The sequence below is a fragment of the Winogradskyella vidalii genome (assembly GCF_013403955.1).
Lineage (GTDB): Bacteria > Bacteroidota > Bacteroidia > Flavobacteriales > Flavobacteriaceae > Winogradskyella > Winogradskyella vidalii.
The window spans coordinates 1,160,350-1,178,366 of sequence record NZ_JABFDG010000001.1 but is presented as its reverse complement, the minus strand read 5'-3'; the positions used below and the strand labels follow the sequence as shown (position 1 = coordinate 1,178,366).

20 protein-coding genes are annotated in these 18,017 nt (G+C 32.0%); 14 read left to right on the top strand and 6 right to left on the bottom strand.

All coding sequences use genetic code 11. The features are described 5' to 3' along the window. Positions 1-72: 72 nt before the first annotated feature. Both HM982_RS05000 and HM982_RS04995 read left to right on the top strand, forming a co-directional pair. Positions 73-957: a LysR family transcriptional regulator gene (locus tag HM982_RS05000; RefSeq protein WP_179352011.1), complete on the top strand. Its 885-nt coding sequence runs from the start codon at positions 73-75 to the stop codon at positions 955-957. 76 nt (positions 958-1,033) lie between these two features. Continuing rightward, positions 1,034-1,954 (top strand): YeiH family protein, encoded by a 921-nt coding sequence (locus tag HM982_RS04995; RefSeq protein WP_179352010.1) that lies wholly within the window; start codon positions 1,034-1,036, stop codon positions 1,952-1,954. Between the two features lie 19 nt (positions 1,955-1,973). Here the strand turns inward: HM982_RS04995 and HM982_RS04990 are convergent, their stop codons facing one another. Together HM982_RS04990 and HM982_RS04985 are read right to left on the bottom strand one after the other, a co-directional pair. Then, the gene (locus HM982_RS04990; protein ID WP_179352009.1) at positions 1,974-2,606 is read right to left on the bottom strand and encodes a trimeric intracellular cation channel family protein; all 633 of its coding nucleotides are present in this window, start codon (positions 2,604-2,606) and stop codon (positions 1,974-1,976) included. A 223-nt stretch (positions 2,607-2,829) separates the two neighbouring features. After that, positions 2,830-3,546 (bottom strand): RDD family protein, encoded by a 717-nt coding sequence (locus HM982_RS04985; protein ID WP_179352008.1) that lies wholly within the window; start codon positions 3,544-3,546, stop codon positions 2,830-2,832. 35 nt (positions 3,547-3,581) lie between these two features. Between HM982_RS04985 and HM982_RS04980 the strand changes: the two genes are divergently transcribed. From HM982_RS04980 to HM982_RS04950, 7 genes are all read left to right on the top strand, one after another. Next, a complete protein-coding gene (locus tag HM982_RS04980) occupies positions 3,582-4,589 on the top strand; it encodes a stage II sporulation protein M (protein WP_179352007.1) in 1,008 nt (335 codons plus the stop codon). A gap of 3 nt (positions 4,590-4,592) precedes the next feature. After that, entirely contained in the window at positions 4,593-5,480 is an 888-nt protein-coding gene (locus HM982_RS04975) for a hypothetical protein (RefSeq protein WP_179352006.1), read from the top strand. Beyond that, on the top strand, positions 5,481-6,215 hold the full coding sequence (locus HM982_RS04970) for a DUF4129 domain-containing protein (RefSeq protein WP_179352005.1): 735 nt from the start codon (positions 5,481-5,483) through the stop codon (positions 6,213-6,215). It begins immediately after the preceding gene. Next, positions 6,212-7,435, top strand: coding sequence for a DUF4350 domain-containing protein (locus tag HM982_RS04965; protein ID WP_179352004.1), 1,224 nt, complete (start codon positions 6,212-6,214; stop codon positions 7,433-7,435). Before HM982_RS04970 ends, HM982_RS04965 begins: the two co-directional genes overlap by 4 nt. Beyond that, positions 7,417-8,415: an AAA family ATPase gene (locus HM982_RS04960; RefSeq protein ID WP_179352003.1), complete on the top strand. Its 999-nt coding sequence runs from the start codon at positions 7,417-7,419 to the stop codon at positions 8,413-8,415. Before HM982_RS04965 ends, HM982_RS04960 begins: the two co-directional genes overlap by 19 nt. Before the next feature lie 80 nt (positions 8,416-8,495). After that, a complete protein-coding gene (locus HM982_RS04955; RefSeq protein WP_179352002.1) occupies positions 8,496-9,827 on the top strand; it encodes a DUF58 domain-containing protein in 1,332 nt (443 codons plus the stop codon). 353 nt (positions 9,828-10,180) lie between these two features. Continuing rightward, positions 10,181-10,597 (top strand): DUF2141 domain-containing protein, encoded by a 417-nt coding sequence (locus HM982_RS04950; RefSeq protein WP_179352001.1) that lies wholly within the window; start codon positions 10,181-10,183, stop codon positions 10,595-10,597. 121 nt (positions 10,598-10,718) lie between these two features. On the opposite strand, the gene HM982_RS04945 is transcribed toward HM982_RS04950, so the two are convergent. Then, the gene (locus HM982_RS04945; RefSeq protein WP_179352000.1) at positions 10,719-11,198 is read right to left on the bottom strand and encodes a Dps family protein; all 480 of its coding nucleotides are present in this window, start codon (positions 11,196-11,198) and stop codon (positions 10,719-10,721) included. A 101-nt stretch (positions 11,199-11,299) separates the two neighbouring features. On the opposite strand from HM982_RS04945, the gene HM982_RS04940 reads away from it, so the two are divergent. Next, entirely contained in the window at positions 11,300-12,241 is a 942-nt protein-coding gene (locus HM982_RS04940) for a LysR substrate-binding domain-containing protein (protein WP_179351999.1), read from the top strand. Positions 12,242-12,311: 70 nt separating this feature from the next. Here the strand turns inward: HM982_RS04940 and HM982_RS04935 are convergent, their stop codons facing one another. From HM982_RS04935 to HM982_RS04925, 3 genes are all read right to left on the bottom strand, one after another. Beyond that, a complete protein-coding gene (locus tag HM982_RS04935; protein ID WP_179351998.1) occupies positions 12,312-12,509 on the bottom strand; it encodes a hypothetical protein in 198 nt (65 codons plus the stop codon). Between the two features lie 238 nt (positions 12,510-12,747). Then, the gene (locus HM982_RS04930) at positions 12,748-13,572 is read right to left on the bottom strand and encodes a TIGR00266 family protein (RefSeq protein ID WP_179351997.1); all 825 of its coding nucleotides are present in this window, start codon (positions 13,570-13,572) and stop codon (positions 12,748-12,750) included. A 169-nt stretch (positions 13,573-13,741) separates the two neighbouring features. After that, the gene (locus HM982_RS04925) at positions 13,742-14,197 is read right to left on the bottom strand and encodes a DUF4442 domain-containing protein (RefSeq protein ID WP_179351996.1); all 456 of its coding nucleotides are present in this window, start codon (positions 14,195-14,197) and stop codon (positions 13,742-13,744) included. 201 nt (positions 14,198-14,398) lie between these two features. Between HM982_RS04925 and HM982_RS04920 the strand changes: the two genes are divergently transcribed. From HM982_RS04920 to HM982_RS04905, 4 genes are all read left to right on the top strand, one after another. Then, entirely contained in the window at positions 14,399-14,845 is a 447-nt protein-coding gene (locus tag HM982_RS04920; RefSeq protein WP_179351995.1) for a DUF4870 domain-containing protein, read from the top strand. Positions 14,846-14,914: 69 nt separating this feature from the next. Further along, a complete protein-coding gene (locus tag HM982_RS04915; RefSeq protein WP_179351994.1) occupies positions 14,915-15,256 on the top strand; it encodes a PadR family transcriptional regulator in 342 nt (113 codons plus the stop codon). After that, positions 15,253-17,076 carry a PspC domain-containing protein gene (locus HM982_RS04910; RefSeq protein WP_179351993.1) on the top strand — a complete coding sequence of 608 codons (1,824 nt, stop codon included), beginning with the start codon at positions 15,253-15,255 and terminating at the stop codon, positions 17,074-17,076. Before HM982_RS04915 ends, HM982_RS04910 begins: the two co-directional genes overlap by 4 nt. Positions 17,077-17,179: 103 nt before the next feature. Further along, on the top strand, positions 17,180-17,896 hold the full coding sequence (locus HM982_RS04905; protein ID WP_179351992.1) for a head GIN domain-containing protein: 717 nt from the start codon (positions 17,180-17,182) through the stop codon (positions 17,894-17,896). The last annotated feature ends 121 nt before the right edge of the window (positions 17,897-18,017 follow it).

Sequence of the window (18,017 nt, the reverse complement as noted above, 5' to 3'; positions counted from 1 at the left end):
ATACACAAACACATCGTTCTAATAAAATCTATTATTTTTTAATTATATTTTATAAATGTAGTTAACCAGTCTATGAAAGCTAAATTACACCTCTTTAAAATTGTTACTAAGCACCTTAGTTTCACAAAAGCTGCCGAACAATTATATATTTCACAGCCAGCAGTTTCAAAAGCCATTAAGAATTTAGAACAAGACTATAATACCACATTTTTCACCCGAAAAAGAAGTGCCATTGAGTTAACTTCGGAAGGCAAATCATTTCTTATTTACACCAATAAAATATTGGCAATATATAATGAGATGGAAAAACAGTTTCTGCATAAAAATGAACGCTTTCCTGAGTTTATAAGTTTTGGTGTCAGCACCACCTTATCAAATTATATAATCCCAAAAGTGATTGCAAAATTTAGAGTTCAATTTCCACAAACCAAGTTTAATATCATCAGTAATAATTCAGAAACTATTGAAAATTTAATCCTTGATGAAACCATAGATTTCGGAATTACAGAAGGTAGTGTTTCTAACAAGAAGCTTCAGTTTAAACAATTTATCAAAGATGAAATTGTTTTGGTTACCAATAGTAAAAACGGTGCTCACAAAAAGGGAATTATCTCAATAGAAACGCTTCAAAACCTTCCCATGATTGAAAGAGAGCGGGGTTCTGGAACTCGTGAAATCATTGAAAAACACCTCGCAGATACAACAATCAAAAAATTAAATAGCGTAGTCTCTCTAAATAGTACCGCTGCGATAAAAAATTATTTATACCACTCGGATCATTATGCGCTATTATCTATTCATGCCATATCAGATGATTTAGCAACTAACAAACTCAAAATTATAGATATCAAAGATTTAAGTTTTGAGCGCTGGTTTTACTTTGTGAAAAGAACGGGATTTATATCGAATACTGCTGATTATTTTGAAAATTATATTCGACTAAACTATAACTTTTAGTTATCCTAAATAACAAATTGATTTGCTTAAAAGTTATTAATTCGTTCTACTTTTGTTTCAAGTTAAACGCAAAGAAATGAAAGTCATCTTATCTAAAATAATATACATTCTCATAGTTGTTTTAGCTTTTTCAGGACTTATAAACAGTCCAACAGCTTTAATACTAGGATTTGGATATACCCTTCTATTTAATAATCCGTTTAAAGCATACAGTCACAAAGCGATTAATTATTTTCTTAAAATTTCTGTTGTAGGTCTGGGCTTCGGCATGCTTTTAAAAGAAACCTTAGAAACCAGTAAGGATGGCATGAGCCTAACTATACTCTCTATATTTCTTACCATAACGCTAGGTTTAATACTAACTCGGTTAATGAAAATTGATTTAAAATTAGGACACCTAATAACCTCAGGAACGGCCATTTGTGGAGGCAGTGCCATAGCCGCAATATCCCCAGTAATAAAAGCTAAAGGCAAAACTATAAGTATCGCTTTAGGTATTGTTTTTCTATTAAATTCTTTAGCCTTATTTATTTTTCCTACTATTGGACATGCCCTAAACCTTACACAAGAACAATTTGGATTATGGTGTGCAGTAGCTATACACGATACAAGTTCGGTTGTGGGTGCTGCATTAGGCTATGGCGATGAAGCTTTGAGAATTGCAACAACAGTAAAACTATCTAGAACGTTATGGATAATTCCACTTTCTATTTTATCTATTTTTATTTTTAAAACGAAAGGACAAAAAGTAAAAATCCCTTACTTTATTATACTATTTATTGCCGCTATTTTCATTAACAGTTTTCATATCTTACCTGAATCTGCAACAAGTACGATTGTTCTAATCGCGAAACGCTTATTAATTATTACCTTATTTCTTGTAGGAACAACAATATCTATAACGGATTTAAAAGCGACCGGTCTAAAACCCTTAAGCTTAGCTGTTATACTTTGGGTTTTTATTTCAATATTTTCATTGCTTTATATCTTAAACTAAACCCAATAAGTACTATAATTTATTCCTCTGAATCTTCTTGAAGTTCTTCTTTATTATAAATACTTGGCAAACTAATTTTAAATATCACAGCTACTAACCGAACAACGATGACCACCAAACCGGCTATTATAAAGAGTATGTTTTTATCACTAAAAAAGTGTAATAGGATAAAATAAGTAAAACCTCCTAATATACAGGCCGTCGCATAGATTTCTTTTCTAAAAACAACAGGGATTTCATTACATAAAATATCTCTTAAAACACCTCCAAAACAGGCTGTCATGGTTCCCATAGCAATACAAACCACAGGATGCAAACCTGCCACAAGACCTGTTTCAATACCAACAACTGTATAAAGCGCAATGCCAATGGTATCGAATAAAAAAAGTGATTTTAGCAAGTAGCTAATCTGTTTTCTAAATATCACAGCAAAGGTTGCAGATCCTATAACAATATAGACAAATGTCATATTACGCATCCATGATACAGGTTCAACACCAATCATAACATCACGTAATGTTCCTCCTCCAGCTGCAGTAACAAAAGCAATAATAAGCACACCAAATAAGTCCATCTGCTTTTTCATAGCAATTAATGCCCCTGAAATGGCAAAAGCTATGGTTCCTAATATATCTATAAATTGAAAAAACATAAATGTGTCGTGATTTTACATTCCGGTGGTTATTCGGAAACTTTTTACTTTATAATGATTGAAATTAGTGGTTTGAATCTTCAATATACAACCTTCATGAAAAATTTGATGTGATGTAATAAAAATTTAGGACTTACTTCTTCTGAATTGATGTTAGAATGACAACCTCTACAGTTATGAGGAATGATTGGCTTTCTTTTTCTAAAAAAGTAAAATACTCAACTTACATGTTTTGCGTATAATAGTTATAGTCTTTTATCACTTTATCTACAAAAACCACAGGTTTCTCTGTCGTTTCTATAGCCATTATTGCTATTAAACGTTGGTGTAAATTTAGAATAATATTATGGTTTCCATTTCTTAAGGCCTCATCATATAGGTTTTTAATAGTTTGCATATCACCATCATTTAATAGTGTGACTTGACTATAGGTAGGCACATAATCGTTAGGAATATCTTTAATTAACGTATGATTAATGGTTAATTTTTCTTTTTCGCTTATTACTGTTGTACCTGCCGCGATATCACCAATGCGCTGACCATTTCCTTTAAACAATATGGTAATTGCTGCACCTGCTCCCGTTGTTAAAACTACATCAATGATACGTAAAATCCATCGCACAAAGTAATTAGCAAAACTAGGCTTGGAACCATCTAATTTTACGACTCTAGTTTTCATGAGCATTTTTCCTACAGTCTTACCATTCATAAACGTTTCAAGCAAAACATAATATAAAAATGCAGGCAAAGACACCAATAAATAAATCGCCCAAGTATCCCCCATATCTAAATTCAACGTCGTTAATAACAAAAAGACACCTAAAGTATATAGAAAAATAACAGCACTGTCTATGAGGTAGCCAAACATTCTATCGCCGATACTAGCAACATTTTGATTTATCCCTACATTTTGGGCTGTTTCTATTTGAAATTCATCCATATTTTCTTTTCTTTGGAAGTCTAAAAGGGATTAAAATGCGCGAGGCAGCTTTTGTAAAGCAAAATAAAGATAAATGGTTAGAATTTGAAAATATTCTTACCAATAATACACTTATTGATCCCGATTTACTTTCTGACCTTTATATCGAAGTAACCGACCATCTTAGTTACGCAAAAACCTTTTATGCTAATAGTAATACAGAGCGCTATCTTAACCAGTTGGCTTCCAAAGCTCACCAAAGTATTTATAAAACAAAAAAAGAACCTAAAAATAGACTTATAACTTTTTTTACAACTGAATTCCCTACACTATTTTATCAACATCATCGTGAATTATTAATCTGTTTTCTAACATTTACACTCTTCGTTATAGTTGGCGCATTTTCTGCGGCTACTGATGGTGATTTTGTAAGGTCTTTTCTTGGAGACGGCTATATAAACATGACGTTAAACAACATAGAAAAAGGAGATCCCATGGGCGTTTATAAACAACAAGGGGAGTTTCATATGTTTTTAGGCATTACACTAAACAATATAAAAGTAGCACTAATGGCCTTTGGTTATGGTATATTGTTGGGTATTGGTACACTTTATATTATGATGCAAAATGGTATTATGCTAGGGAGTTTTCAATATTTCTTCTACGAACAAGGTTTGTTATGGGAATCTGCGAGAACCATTTGGATTCACGGCACTATAGAAATATCCGTTATTATAATTGCGGGTTGTGCCGGACTTGTGATGGGAAATGGCATTTTATTTACAGGAACATTACCGCGGCTTGAATCCTTTAAACGTGGCGTTATTAACGGCTTAAAAATATTAATGAGTACCATCCCATTTTTTATCATTGCCGGATTTTTAGAAGGCTTTGTTACCAGACATACCGAAATGCCAGATTGGCTTGCCATTACTATTATTATAAGTTCCCTTGCACTTATCGTTTTTTACTACGTAATTTACCCAATTCAATTACATAGGAAATCAAAACAAACTACATCCCTAAATAACACCATAAAACTAACGCATACTAATGCTAACTAAACGATGAACAAATCTTATATTGAATTTAGAAAAGAACGTGATTTCAGTAGTATACTGAGTGATACCTTCGGATTTATTAGAAATGAATTTAAACCATTCATTAAAACCATTTTTAATATTGCCGGACCAGCTATTATCATTTTTATGACCACACTTGCCGCATACAATTATGTATCCGGAGATATGTTTAATTTTTCAACATTTGGACAGCCCGATTATAGTTCTAGTAATATCATTCTTGTTGCTGTTACGGCTATTTGCTACTTAATTGCCGCTATTGTAGCTTATATTTTTAGCGTATCTGCCGCACTTTTTTACATTAAAGACTATGTAGAGCATAAAGGAGTAGTTGACCCAATAGCAGTAAAAAACAATGTACATCAATCCTTTTGGTCGTTTTTTGGATTAAGTTTTTTAAAAGGTATAACCATAATTATTGCAACCATGCTTTGCGTTTTGCCTGTACTATATGCCATGGTTCCTATGGCTATTGTATTTAGTATATATGTTTTTCAACCTAAAATGTCTACATCAGATGCTTTTAGTCAAAGTTTTAAATTAGTTAATATAGATTTCTGGACGGCTTTTGGAGCTTTTATTGTTTTCGGAATTATATACTATATTCTCGGTATGGTATTCTCAGTACCAACCGTTATTTATACTTTAATTAGTACGGGGATTTTTTCTGGTGAAGTGGATCCTGTTCAAATAGGTGCTTTTTCACAAGATCCTATTTTAATTTTTCTAAACGTACTTAATACGTTCTTTCAATTTTTATTAAATCTCATATTAGTTGTTGCTGGTGCTATGATTTACTTTCACCTTCATGAAAAAACACATTATACAGGGACTTATGATCGTATTAACGAAATTGGTAACACAGAAAACTAGATGCTAGTATTAAGATTGCTTTTTTTATGGTTGTGTTTTGGGCAATTTTCAATAGCGCAACAAAACGAGCATTCTATAATTTTAGATGATACGCAAATTGAAAAACAAAGCATCGAAGAAAAAGATTTAGAATCCTACAAAGCTGATGACGATTTTAATTATGCAGAAGCTGTTGCCGAAGAAAACATTTTAGACAAGATCTATAATTGGCTTCAGAACTTACTACGAAAATTTTGGGAAGCTATTTTTGGTGTAGGCACAGCTAAAGGTTTTACCTTTTTTATGCTTAGAGTACTACCGTATATCTTATTGGGTGTTTTAGTATTTCTTTTAATTCGTTTTTTCTTAAAAGTTAATTCAAACAACCTTATTACAAAAGCGAAAAAAGAAGGTACAATATCCTTTACCGAAGAAGAACAAATCATAAAAAACGAAGATATTCCAGCGTTAATTAAAGAAGCTATCAGTCAAAACAATTACAGATTGGCTATTAGGTATTACTACTTACTTGCATTAAAACATCTTACAGAAAGTGATTCTATTTCTTGGGAGCCACAAAAAACCAATGAAGATTACATCAATGAAATTAAAAAGGAACATCTAAAAATAGACTTTAAAAATATCACAAAAATATACGACTATGTCTGGTATGGAGAGTTTAATGTGGATGCGCTAAAATTTGAGAATTTAAAGCGTCCTTTCGAAAATTTAAACAATACAATTATAAAGCATTGAGTAAAAAAGGTAAACTATATATCGTACTTTTTACCATAGCTATTTTAACTATTGTAGCTATAGAAATGACCAAACCTAAACAGGTTAATTGGTTTCCGTCTTATGCTATACATCACAAAATACCTTTTGGATCCTATGTTTTTCACGAGCAATTAAAACGAGTCGCTAATAATGTAACTCCTGTTGAGCGCCCACCTTTTGAATATTTAAAAAACGATAGCATTAGCGGTAGTTACCTTTTTTATAATGGAGGTATTGATTTCGGCAAAGAGGAGTTAAATAGTTTATTAGATTGGGTAGACCATGGAAATACGCTTATGGTATCTGCTGTAAATTTTGAAGCTAAGCTTTTAGACACGTTAAACTTAAGCACAAAAACCATCAATACAATTGATAACATTGATAGAGAATACCACGTAAAATTGGTAAACCCTTTATTAGACAACAACAAAACCTACCATTACGATAGACCAACTACATTTTATTATTTTAATAAAATTGACACCTTAAAAACCGCTGTAATTGCGTTAATTGATAACTATAGCGAAGGTGATGTTACAATTAAAGACTCATTAGTTTCTGGCGTTAAACAACCTTTTGGTAGAGGTGAAATTATACTCACCACTTTTCCGCAGGCATTTAGCAATTATTTTATGCTGCAATCCCCAAATCAAAATTATACAGCCGGATTGTTATCCTATTTAGATACTAACCAACCCATTTATACAGACACCTATTACAAAACAGGAAAAACATTTTACACCTCACCCATGTATTTATTTTTAAATACCGAGTCTTTAAAATGGGCTTATTATTTGGTCTTATTTGGCGCATTGATTTATATTATTTTTGAAGGTAAACGGAAACAGCGTGCCATACCAATAATAAATCCTTTAAAAAATCAAACTGTAGATTTTACGAGAACAATTGCTGATATGTATTATGAAAACGGAAAGCACAAAGATATCGCGCAACACAAAATCCATCATTTTTTAGAATATATAAGAAGCACTTTGCATCTTTCAACCGCAGAAATAAACACAAGCTTTATTAAAAATTTAGCAGCACGAAGTAATAATACTGTTGAAGACACTCAGAATTTATTCAAATTAATAAAACAAATCGGTCAAAAAACAGAAATTAATCATACCGAATTAGAAAGGCTCAATACCTTAATAGAACAATTTAAATCCCATAATCAATGGAAGAAAACAAATTAGAAAACAACGACTTAAATTTTGATAATAGAATTCAATTAGAAGATTTAAAAAATGCCGTTGAAAGTATTAAAGCCGAATTGAGAAAGGTAATCATCGGACAAGATAATTTTGTAGAATTACTAATTGTAGCCTTATTAGCCGATGGCCATGTACTTATTGAAGGGGTTCCTGGAATTGCAAAAACTGTCACCGCAAAATTATTTGCCAAAGTTTTAAAAACAGAGTTTAGCCGTATTCAATTTACACCAGATTTAATGCCAAGTGATGTATTAGGAACATCAGTTTTAAATATGAAGACATCGGAATTTGAATTTAAAAAAGGGCCTATTTTTTCTAATATTGTTTTAATTGACGAAATCAATAGAGCACCCGCAAAAACACAAGCGGCTTTATTTGAAACTATGGAAGAGCGTCAAGCCACTATTGACGGTACGACTTATAAGTTTGAAACGCCATTTATGGTTTTAGCCACCCAAAACCCTATTGAACAAGAAGGTACTTATGCCTTACCAGAAGCGCAATTAGACCGTTTTATCTTTAAAATTAAAGTCGATTACCCAACTTTAGAAGACGAAATTCAAATCATTGCATCGCATCATGAGCGAAAAGGTAAAAAACCACAAACCTTAATTAATGCTATTTTAGATACGGCATCACTGGACGATTATAAAAACAAAACACAGTCGGTGCTTGTTGAAGAAAAAATCATAAAATACATCGCTGAAATTGTTTCTAAAACTAGAAACCACCCCCACTTATACCTTGGCGGATCACCAAGAGCCTCGATTGCTATTTTAAATACCGCAAAGGCATTTGCAGCTATTAATGGACGCGATTTTGTAATTCCAGAAGATGTCAAAAAAGCATTAAATCCAGTACTTAACCACCGTATTATCTTAACACCAGAACGCGAGATGGAAGGTATGAGTACAGAAAACGTTATAGAGATGATTGTACAATCGGTTGAAGTGCCAAGGTAATATTTAGAAACAGTATTAGGTATTAGGAAAATAAAGAAACTTGCTTTGCGACTTAGCACCTCTGCGAGAAATAAAGAAATATGAAATTTTTAAAGTCATTATACATACACAAACAGCTCTATATATACATAGCTGTAGCTTCGGTGTGTTTTCTTTTGTCGTATTGGTTGCCTGTTTTATATGCCATTGCTTGGGTTTTAACCGTAATCATTATTGCCGTTCTAGCAATTGATTTATTACTGATTTATCAACCAAAAAATGCCATACAGGCGAGACGTATTTTACCCGATAAATTTTCTAATAGCGACAACAATCCAGTCCCAATTACTATAACTAACAACTACGGTTTTAAAACCTATTTAGATGTTATTGATGAGTTGCCTGTGCAGTTTCAAAAACGAGATTTTTCATATCAAATAGCATTGAGCCCAACTCAGAATCACGATTTTGAATATTTAGTACGACCTGTTGACCGTGGAGAATATTATTTTGGGCACCTTAATATTTTTGTGTCTTCGGTTTTAAAAATTATTAAGCGAAAATATCAATTTCAAAATCAGCAAATGGTTATGGTTTATCCTTCCATTATGCAAATGCAGAAATACGATTTTCTTGCAATTAGCAATGCCTTAACCGAAATTGGATTAAAAAAGATAAGACGAATCGGTCATACTTCAGAGTTTGAACAAATAAAAGAATACGTCAATGGCGACGACTTTAGAACCGTAAACTGGAAAGCCACCGCAAAACGCGCCCAGTTGATGGTAAATCAATATCAAGATGAAAAATCACAACCAATTTATTCAATCATTGATACAGGCCGAATAATGAAAATGCCTTTTAATGGTTTAAAGTTATTAGATTATGCTATTAATTCCACTTTAGCGTTTAGTAATGTGGCATTGAAAAAACATGATAAAGTAGGTATGCTTTCCTTCTCTAAAAAGATTGAAGCCTTTTTGCCTGCCATTCAGAAACTCACCTACTTAAATCGTATTCTTGAAACCTTATACAATATAGATACACAATTTACGGATAGTGATTTTGGTTTACTTTACGCCCAATTAAAACGAAAAGTAACGCATAGGAGTCTACTTTTACTCTATACCAATTTTGAACATATTAGCGGTTTAAAACGTCAAATGCCTTATTTACAAGCCATCTCTAAAAAGCATATGCTTGTGGTGGTTTTATTTGAAAACACCGAACTCGATACCATTATTGAAGAAAACGCGGAAGACCTACAAACGATTTACCACAAAACTATAGCCGAAAAATTTGCTTTTGAAAAACGCTTAATGGTCAAAGAACTACAGAAATACGGTATTCAATCTATTTTAACTGCTCCTGAAAATTTGACGATTAACACTATTAATAAGTATTTGGAAATTAAGGCTCGCGGATTGCTTTAGATTTCAGTCGTAGTAGCAATCGCAGTATAAAGAGGCATGAATAATTGTAACTCGTTAAATTTTTGCTTCCTATTTTCACGATAACATACTAAGGTACAAAGAATTACCGAACCCAGCTTTCGTCTTAATTATTGAAATTATGTTTCCATTTTTTCTCCGTGAATCTCTGTATAACTAATTAAATTTCATGTCCTCTTTTAATTAATACACAGTACCAACATCAAACTTCAATACAACTCATCCCATAAAATTCACAATTCAGTAAATGCTATTATTTCAACCAAAGCATTTATTGGATATTTGAATCAGAAACAAAACAAACTGTATTGTACTAACCATTAATTCCACACCTTATGAAAAAATTAATTTTAACTTTCGTCTTTGCTTTAACTACTATTATTGGATTTGCTCAAAATTCAGGAACCAACATTACTGTTACTATCGATAATATAAAAAATGATAACGGTAAAGTATTAATATCACTACACACAACCGACACGTTTATGAAAGGCAAAGGGCTAATGAACGCACAATCTGAAATTAAAGACGGAAAAATAACAGTTACGTTTAAAGATGTTGAACCTGGTGAATATGCGCTATTAGCGGTTCATGATGAGAACGAAAATAAAAGAATGGATTTTAGAGACAACGGAATGCCATTAGAATCTTATGGCGCATCTAATAATGTCATGAATTTTGGACCACCACAGTTTGAAGATGCTAAATTTACTACAGCAGATAAAAACCTAGAAATGAACATTAGATTTTAAACTTAATTCATCAATCAATAAAAAAGCCAGCAAATTACTGGCTTTTTTATTTTAAAATAGATTATAATCTTACTTCACAGCCCTAATTACGGTTAGTAAAGCTTAATTATATTAATTATTATTAAACGGTCTCACCCAACCAAGCTTTCATCATCCAAACTGTTTTTTCTTGTTCGGTAATAAAGTCACTCATCATAGAGTTGGTACCTTCATCATTTGCTTCATCTGACGTTTCAAGGATACCACGTTCAATTTTCAATAATTCTGAAAGTGAATCTACAATCAATTGTACTGCTTTATCATCTTTAGAAATATTTTTTCCGACAGGTACTTTTGCAGCTTTAGAATAATCTTCAAACGTATGTAATGGTGTTTCACCTAGTGTTAAAATACGCTCTGCAATTTCATCTACTTTGGCATTGGCATCAGTGTACAATTCTTCAAATTTAACATGCAAGTCAAAAAATGCACGTCCTCTAATATTCCAGTGTATACCTCTTAAATTTTGGTAATACAATTGAAAATTTGCTAATAACTGATTTAATTCATCAGCAAGTACTTTCGTTTTTCCGGTATCTAAACCTATGCTATTTAGTGTCATAATTGTTTGTTTTTGTTTACTCAAATTTACGAAATATTAAGCTGAATACGATATAGGTTTTATGAATACTTTTTATACTTTTATAACCTAAATTAATAGTTATGACCATCACTCAACTTAAGTATGCTTTAGCGATAGCTGAACATAAGAATTTTACTAAAGCAGCAGAAAAATGTTTTGTTACCCAACCGACATTAAGTACTCAAATTCAAAAATTAGAAGATGAATTAGATATTCTTATTTTCGATAGAAGTAAAAAACCGATAGAATTAACGGAGGTTGGTCGTAAAATTGTATTTCAGGCCAGAAATATAGTTAATGAAGCCGATCGCATTCAAGATATCGTAGATCAGCAAAAAGGATTTATTGGAGGTGAATTTCGTATAGGAATAATCCCTACAATAATGCCAACCCTCTTACCTATGTTTTTGAAAAATTTTATTAAAAAATTCCCTAAGGTTAAATTAAAAATTGAAGAATTAACTACTGACGAAATTTTAACACGCATTAGTGACGGCCATTTAGATGCAGCAATTGTAGCAACACCTTTAGAAAGTGACAACATAAAAGAGCGCGTGTTATATTACGAACCTTTTGTTGCTTATGTCCCTGAACATCACAGGTTAAATAATAAAAAACGTATAGAAGTTTCAGATTTAGACCTTGATGATATGCTACTTTTAGAAGATGGCCATTGTTTTAGAGATGGTGTCATTAACCTATGTAAAACATTGAAAGAACAGGTTGATGATAATTTTCAAATTGAAAGTGGTAGTATTGAAACACTAATAAAATTATCAAATGAAGGTATGGGAATGACACTTCTTCCCTATTTACATACACTTGATATCAGTGAAAAATTAAGTCCTCATTTAAAACATTTTACAGAGCCCTCTCCTGCAAGAGAAATCAGTATTATTTATCACAAAAGTGAATTAAAAATGCAAATTATTGATGCTTTGCATAATGTTATATCAGGGATTGTACGTGGCGCTATTGCGTTTCAGAATGTACAAATTATTAGTCCTAAGGCCAACAAATAAGGTCTTTTGTAAAGTACCTAATTAGTTGTTAAAACTAAAAAGCGTCCCAAAATAAATTGGGACGCTTTTTTTATACTTTTAAATAAATTAAACATTCGTTTAATTCTGGGTTTTGATTAATCAGAGATTGAATAAATATTCTAAGCTCTTCAACTTCGTGAGGCAGTAAACGTCTTACTGCTTTTTGCACTTCTTTACAGAATAATGTCGCATCAAAACTCACTTTGCTAAGTACAGTTTTAGTGTACTCGTACATTGCTCGCGCCATAGGTTATTTTTTTAGTTTTTAGGTTAACAAAAAGTAATGCTCTTCTATACGCTATTGTTTCAATTCAGATTGTAAGATAGTAAATTTTTTGATTTTAAAATTGACAATGCAATAAATTTAACAGCTTCTTATGTTAAAACTGTAAAATATCACACTTATTAATACTTATAATACAACACCTTAAAAAACAACACTAAACCACTAAATTAAAGCTATTTAGAACACGTTATTTGTTACTTCAAAAGCGATTATCACCATCTAATAAGTCACCCAAACCACCAAGAATACTACCTTCACCTTTAGACTTACCACCATTTGGAATGGAGGCTAAAACACGACCTGCTAATCTACTAAATGGTAAGGATTGAATATATACTTTTCCTGGGCCTTGAAGCTTTGCAAAAAACAAACCTTCACCACCAAAAATAGAATTTTTAATTCCGCCAATAAATTCAATATCATAATCTATACCTTGCGTAAATCCAATGATACATCCTGTGTCTACACGTAAAGTTTCGCCGGCGGCTAAAGTTTTTACTGCTGTTGTACCACCTGCGTGTACAAACGCCATACCATCGCCTTCTAATTTTTGCATAATAAAGCCTTCGCCTCCAAAAAGACCTCGACCTAATTTTTTAGAAAACTCTATGCCAACACTTACGCCTTTAGCCGCACATAAAAAAGCATCTTTCTGACAGATAAATTTTCCGCCATAGGCCATTAAATCAATGGGTATTATTTTTCCTGGATAAGGCGAAGCAAAAGACACATTGCGCTTACCGGTAAGATTATTGTAAAAAGCCGTCATAAATAAGCTTTCACCTGTAAGAATCCGTTTTCCAGCACCTAATATTTTACCTAAAAAACCAGTATCCTTTTCTGAGCCATCCCCAAAAATAGTGTCCATTTTAATCCCATCATCCATCATCATAAAACTGCCCGACTCAGCTATGACACCTTCTTGAGGGTCGAGTTCTATTTCAACATATTGCATTTCTTCACCATAAATACGATAATCGATTTCATGTGAATTTCTATTACTAAAATCTGGTAATTGTTCCATAAATTAAAATTATTGATTGATTTCTATAATAAGTTGCATTAATTATCTTTTTGTTACAGATAATTTAAGTTTGAACGACAAAATTCAGGTTTCCAATCACCAAGACTGTTAGTTCTTACTTTTTTATTCACTACAAAGGATTGTCACGTCCTTTGTCCTCACAATAATGTCATGATTTAACTTTGAGTGTCCACTCAAAATTAAACGTTGACACTTGAACGCCTTCTTCATTAACACCATTAGAATTCAACCATACGGTTTGGCCTTCGCCTGTTTCAATAGCTTTCGTAATAGCCGCTTCTATTTTATGGCCTTCATTACAAGTAAAAGTAATTACACCAGTTGCTTTTTTAGAAAATGTAGCATTGTTAGACGCTACCAACATTGAAATTTTCTTACCACTTTCTCTAATCTTTTTCATAACCAAAGCACCTGTAGTTAACTCTGCTGCCATCCCTTGTACTGCCCAAAACATGGATTTAAAAGGGTTCTGATTCACCCAACTGTGCTTAACAGTCACCATACAAGTATGATCTGTTAGCGTTTTTGTTCTCACTCCTGTAAAATATGCTGCAGGTAGCTTAAACATTAGATACTTATTGAGTTTTGAAGGTGATATATCCATATTTTTTATTCGTAAAAGCAATCATCTTTTATGTCATTCCTATAAAACAGGAAACTGATTAATGATTTAATTTCTACTAAAATAAGCGAAAATTTCAACTTCAACTAATGTTAAAAAAATGTTAATTTAAGGTACTATGTGTAACATACTACCTTTTTAAAGACATATATTTGTATAAGAAACTATTATATACTTTATAACATGATAGATAATCATCATAAAAATTTAGCGACATTTATTCATTTGTCTACCTTTTCGAGATTTGTAATTCCATTTGGGAACTTTATTGGCCCCATAGTATTATGGGCTGCTAATAAAAACAAATCAGAATTTATAGACCAACATGGTAAACAAGCAATTAACTTTCAGGTTAGTGTTTTGCTCTATGCTATTATTTTAGGTACATTAAGTGTTCCTTTTTTTATTATAAAACTATTTAGAGGCTTAAATGTCATCGATTTTCATGGCCTTAACAATTTCCATATCAATATTGGAGAACCCTCACCTCTACTTTATATTGGTGGTGGTTTGGGTGTGATAGCCGTCTTTGCATTTATAGTAGAATTAGCCCTTATCGTTAAAGCGAGTTTATCTGCAAGAGATGGTAAAGCTTATAACTACCCATTTACCATTAATTTTTTAAAGTAATTTATATTCACCAATACATCAAATCAATCAAAAAATGAACAGTTTAATTAAATACAAGACACTCATTATATGAAAATAGAAAACACAAAAGCACAAATGCGTAAAGGTGTTCTAGAGTTTTGCATTTTATCTATTTTAGCGGATGAAGATGCTTATGTCGCAGAAATTCTGGGCACACTTAAAGATGCAAAAATGCTCGTTGTAGAAGGCACCATTTATCCGCTATTAACACGATTAAAAAATGCGGGATTACTCAATTACCGCTGGGAAGAATCTACATCAGGACCACCAAGAAAATATTATGGCCTTACAGAAACAGGACAACTATTTCTAAGCGAATTAAATACCACTTGGAGTGAATTACAAAATGCCGTTAACCTAGTAACCAACACAAAAACACCAAAACAATGAATAAAACAGTCAATATAAATTTAGCAGGTATATTCTTCCACATCGACGAGGATGCATATCTCAAATTATCGCGCTATCTTGAGGCTATAAAACGTTCATTTACAGATTCTCAAGGACAATCAGAAATTATAGCAGATATTGAAGCTAGAATTGCAGAATTATTTTCTGAGCGTATTCAAAATCAAAAACAAGTTGTTGGTATCATACTCGTTGATGAAATCATTACTATTATGGGGCAACCTGAAGATTATTTAGTCGATGACGAAATTTTTGAAGATGAACCAAAAAATGAAAACAAAAAAGAACACAAACAAGAATACAAGCAAAAATCTAAGTCGCCGAGACGCTTATTCAGAGATACCGATAATTCTTATATAGGTGGTGTTGCTGCAGGAATAGGTCATTATTTTGGCTTAGATGCATTATGGATTCGACTCATTTGGGTCATCTTATTTTTTAGTGCTGGTACAGGTGTTTTACTTTATATTCTACTTTGGGCATTAATTCCAGAAGCCAAAACAACAGCTGAAAAACTGACTATGACCGGTGACCCCGTAAACATCAGTAATATCGAAAAAAAAATTAAGGATGGCATTGATTCAGTTTCCGAAAATTTTAAAAATGTAGATTTAAAAAAACACGGCGATAAACTAAAAGAAGGGTTTGACCATGTGTCTGATAATATTTCAGAATCTGTTAAAAGTGTTGATTTTCAGAAACAAGGCAGTAAATTAAAATCTAGTTCACAGAATTTTTTCGATACTATTGGTGCTATCATAATGTTTTTCTTAAAAGTGATTGCAAAATTTATAGGAATCCTTTTAATCATTATCGGTATTACCACTCTAATTGGTTTAATTATCGCCTTATTTACAATTGGTATAACTGATGCCATTCATTTTCCAGGTTTAGATTTTATTGAAGCATCAAACGCTGCAAATATTCCTATCTGGCTAATGTCTATATTTTTATTTTTTGCCATCGGTGTGCCATTTTTCTTCATCTTTTATTTAGGATTAAAAATTTTAGTCAACAACTTAAAATCTATTGGCAATATTGCAAAATTCACGCTTTTAGGACTTTGGATAATGGCTATTATCGGACTTGTAATTACAGGAATAAAACAAGCTACCGAACAAGCCTATGATGCCAACATTGTACGTTTTGAAGACACTGTAAATATCACTACCGGAGACACGTTAAAAATTAGAATGATAGGTCACGACACCTATAATAAATACATTAACAGAAGTCATCATAATTATAAAATTCTTCCTACAGATGGTGATCAGAATATGATATCAACATCAGATATCAGATTTATAATTACGCTAACAACAGATACAATTGCAGGAATAAAAATCAATGCCTTTGCTAGAGGGAGCAACTATAATATTGCAAAGGAACGTGCGCAAAACATCAATTACAACTATAAAATTGTAAATAATGAATTACAACTAGATGCCTACCTCACAACCGACGGTGTCAACAAATTCAGTGATCAATATGTTGAAGTTATTTTGTATTTACCTGAAGGCAGTATTTTTTATAACGATGATAATGTTGCTCAATTTACAGAAAGTTATAGTCCACAGACCAACTTATTGAAGCATCAAATGGATAAGCACTATTATAAAGTTATTGAAAATGATGTCGAATGTTTGGATTGTATTATTGACGCCGAAACATCTATAGAGGAAGATGATTTTATAAATGAAGAAACACCTTCAAACACAGAAAACATCAATTCAGAAAAACCTGAAGTAAGCATTAAAATTAATGATGAAGATGGTGTTAATATTGAAGTTAATAACAATTAATATACTATAATCAACAACTCATCATATAATAATATCAAACACTGTCTAATCAACATAAATTTATAACTAAATTATTTCATCAATCAAAAAACCAACAGGACTCATGACCACTTTAACAAGAATTATTATTACTAGTATTATTAGTCTATTGTTCCTTTCCTGTAATTTAACGGAAAGCGTCAATGGCAACGGTAACGTTGTAAAAGCAGATAGAAATATCAGCAACAACTTTAGTAAAATTAAAATCAGCCAAGGCTTAGACCTTTACATTACACAAGCAGATGCTGTTTCTATAAGCGTTGAAGCCGATGACAATCTTCAAGAACTTATTATGACCGAAATAGAAAATGATGTTCTTAAAATCTATGCAACTAAAAATATTGGACGTTCAAGCTCTAAAAAAGTGATGTTAACCTTAGAAACCATTTCTAAAATTAATGCTACAAGTGGAAGCGATGTCTATTCTACCCATACAATTGTGGTAGAAAATTTAGAGTTAAACAGTACAAGTGGCGCAGATATTACTTTAGATGTTACAACCGAAAATTTAAGTTGTAATGCCACAAGTGGTAGCGATATTAACATAAGTGGGACAACAAGAACGTTAATGGTAAATGCAACTAGCGGAAGTGATATAGATGCAATAAACCTATTAGCCGAAACCACAAATGCAACAGCCACAAGTGCTGCAGACATTTCTGTTAATACTTCTAAATCATTAATTGCTAAAGCCACAAGTAGTGGTGATATTATCTATACTGGACATCCGGAAAAAGTTGAAAAATCAGATAATTCTGCAGGAAGTATAAGGCAAAAATAACAGCAACCGTTTAATTTTATTCAATCAATCACAAACCATTCTAAACTTATAAATAAGTTTGGGATGGTTTTTGCTTATCATATATAAATTGTTAGTAAACCGTTTGAAATACGTAATATAG

Excerpts from the sequence above, each read along its gene's own strand:
- HM982_RS05000 (WP_179352011.1), top strand. The coding sequence starts at position 73 with ATGAAAGCTAAATTACACCTCTTTAAAATTGTTACTAAGCACCTTAGT.
- HM982_RS04995 (WP_179352010.1), top strand. The coding sequence starts at position 1,034 with ATGAAAGTCATCTTATCTAAAATAATATACATTCTCATAGTTGTTTTA.
- HM982_RS04990 (WP_179352009.1), bottom strand. The coding sequence starts at position 2,606 with ATGTTTTTTCAATTTATAGATATATTAGGAACCATAGCTTTTGCCATT.
- HM982_RS04985 (WP_179352008.1), bottom strand. The coding sequence starts at position 3,546 with ATGGATGAATTTCAAATAGAAACAGCCCAAAATGTAGGGATAAATCAA.
- HM982_RS04980 (WP_179352007.1), top strand. The coding sequence starts at position 3,582 with ATGCGCGAGGCAGCTTTTGTAAAGCAAAATAAAGATAAATGGTTAGAA.
- HM982_RS04975 (WP_179352006.1), top strand. The coding sequence starts at position 4,593 with ATGAACAAATCTTATATTGAATTTAGAAAAGAACGTGATTTCAGTAGT.
- HM982_RS04970 (WP_179352005.1), top strand. The coding sequence starts at position 5,481 with ATGCTAGTATTAAGATTGCTTTTTTTATGGTTGTGTTTTGGGCAATTT.
- HM982_RS04960 (WP_179352003.1), top strand. The coding sequence starts at position 7,417 with ATGGAAGAAAACAAATTAGAAAACAACGACTTAAATTTTGATAATAGA.
- HM982_RS04955 (WP_179352002.1), top strand. The coding sequence starts at position 8,496 with ATGAAATTTTTAAAGTCATTATACATACACAAACAGCTCTATATATAC.
- HM982_RS04950 (WP_179352001.1), top strand. The coding sequence starts at position 10,181 with ATGAAAAAATTAATTTTAACTTTCGTCTTTGCTTTAACTACTATTATT.
- HM982_RS04945 (WP_179352000.1), bottom strand. The coding sequence starts at position 11,198 with ATGACACTAAATAGCATAGGTTTAGATACCGGAAAAACGAAAGTACTT.
- HM982_RS04940 (WP_179351999.1), top strand. The coding sequence starts at position 11,300 with ATGACCATCACTCAACTTAAGTATGCTTTAGCGATAGCTGAACATAAG.
- HM982_RS04935 (WP_179351998.1), bottom strand. The coding sequence starts at position 12,509 with ATGGCGCGAGCAATGTACGAGTACACTAAAACTGTACTTAGCAAAGTG.
- HM982_RS04930 (WP_179351997.1), bottom strand. The coding sequence starts at position 13,572 with ATGGAACAATTACCAGATTTTAGTAATAGAAATTCACATGAAATCGAT.
- HM982_RS04925 (WP_179351996.1), bottom strand. The coding sequence starts at position 14,197 with ATGGATATATCACCTTCAAAACTCAATAAGTATCTAATGTTTAAGCTA.
- HM982_RS04920 (WP_179351995.1), top strand. The coding sequence starts at position 14,399 with ATGATAGATAATCATCATAAAAATTTAGCGACATTTATTCATTTGTCT.
- HM982_RS04915 (WP_179351994.1), top strand. The coding sequence starts at position 14,915 with ATGAAAATAGAAAACACAAAAGCACAAATGCGTAAAGGTGTTCTAGAG.
- HM982_RS04910 (WP_179351993.1), top strand. The coding sequence starts at position 15,253 with ATGAATAAAACAGTCAATATAAATTTAGCAGGTATATTCTTCCACATC.
- HM982_RS04905 (WP_179351992.1), top strand. The coding sequence starts at position 17,180 with ATGACCACTTTAACAAGAATTATTATTACTAGTATTATTAGTCTATTG.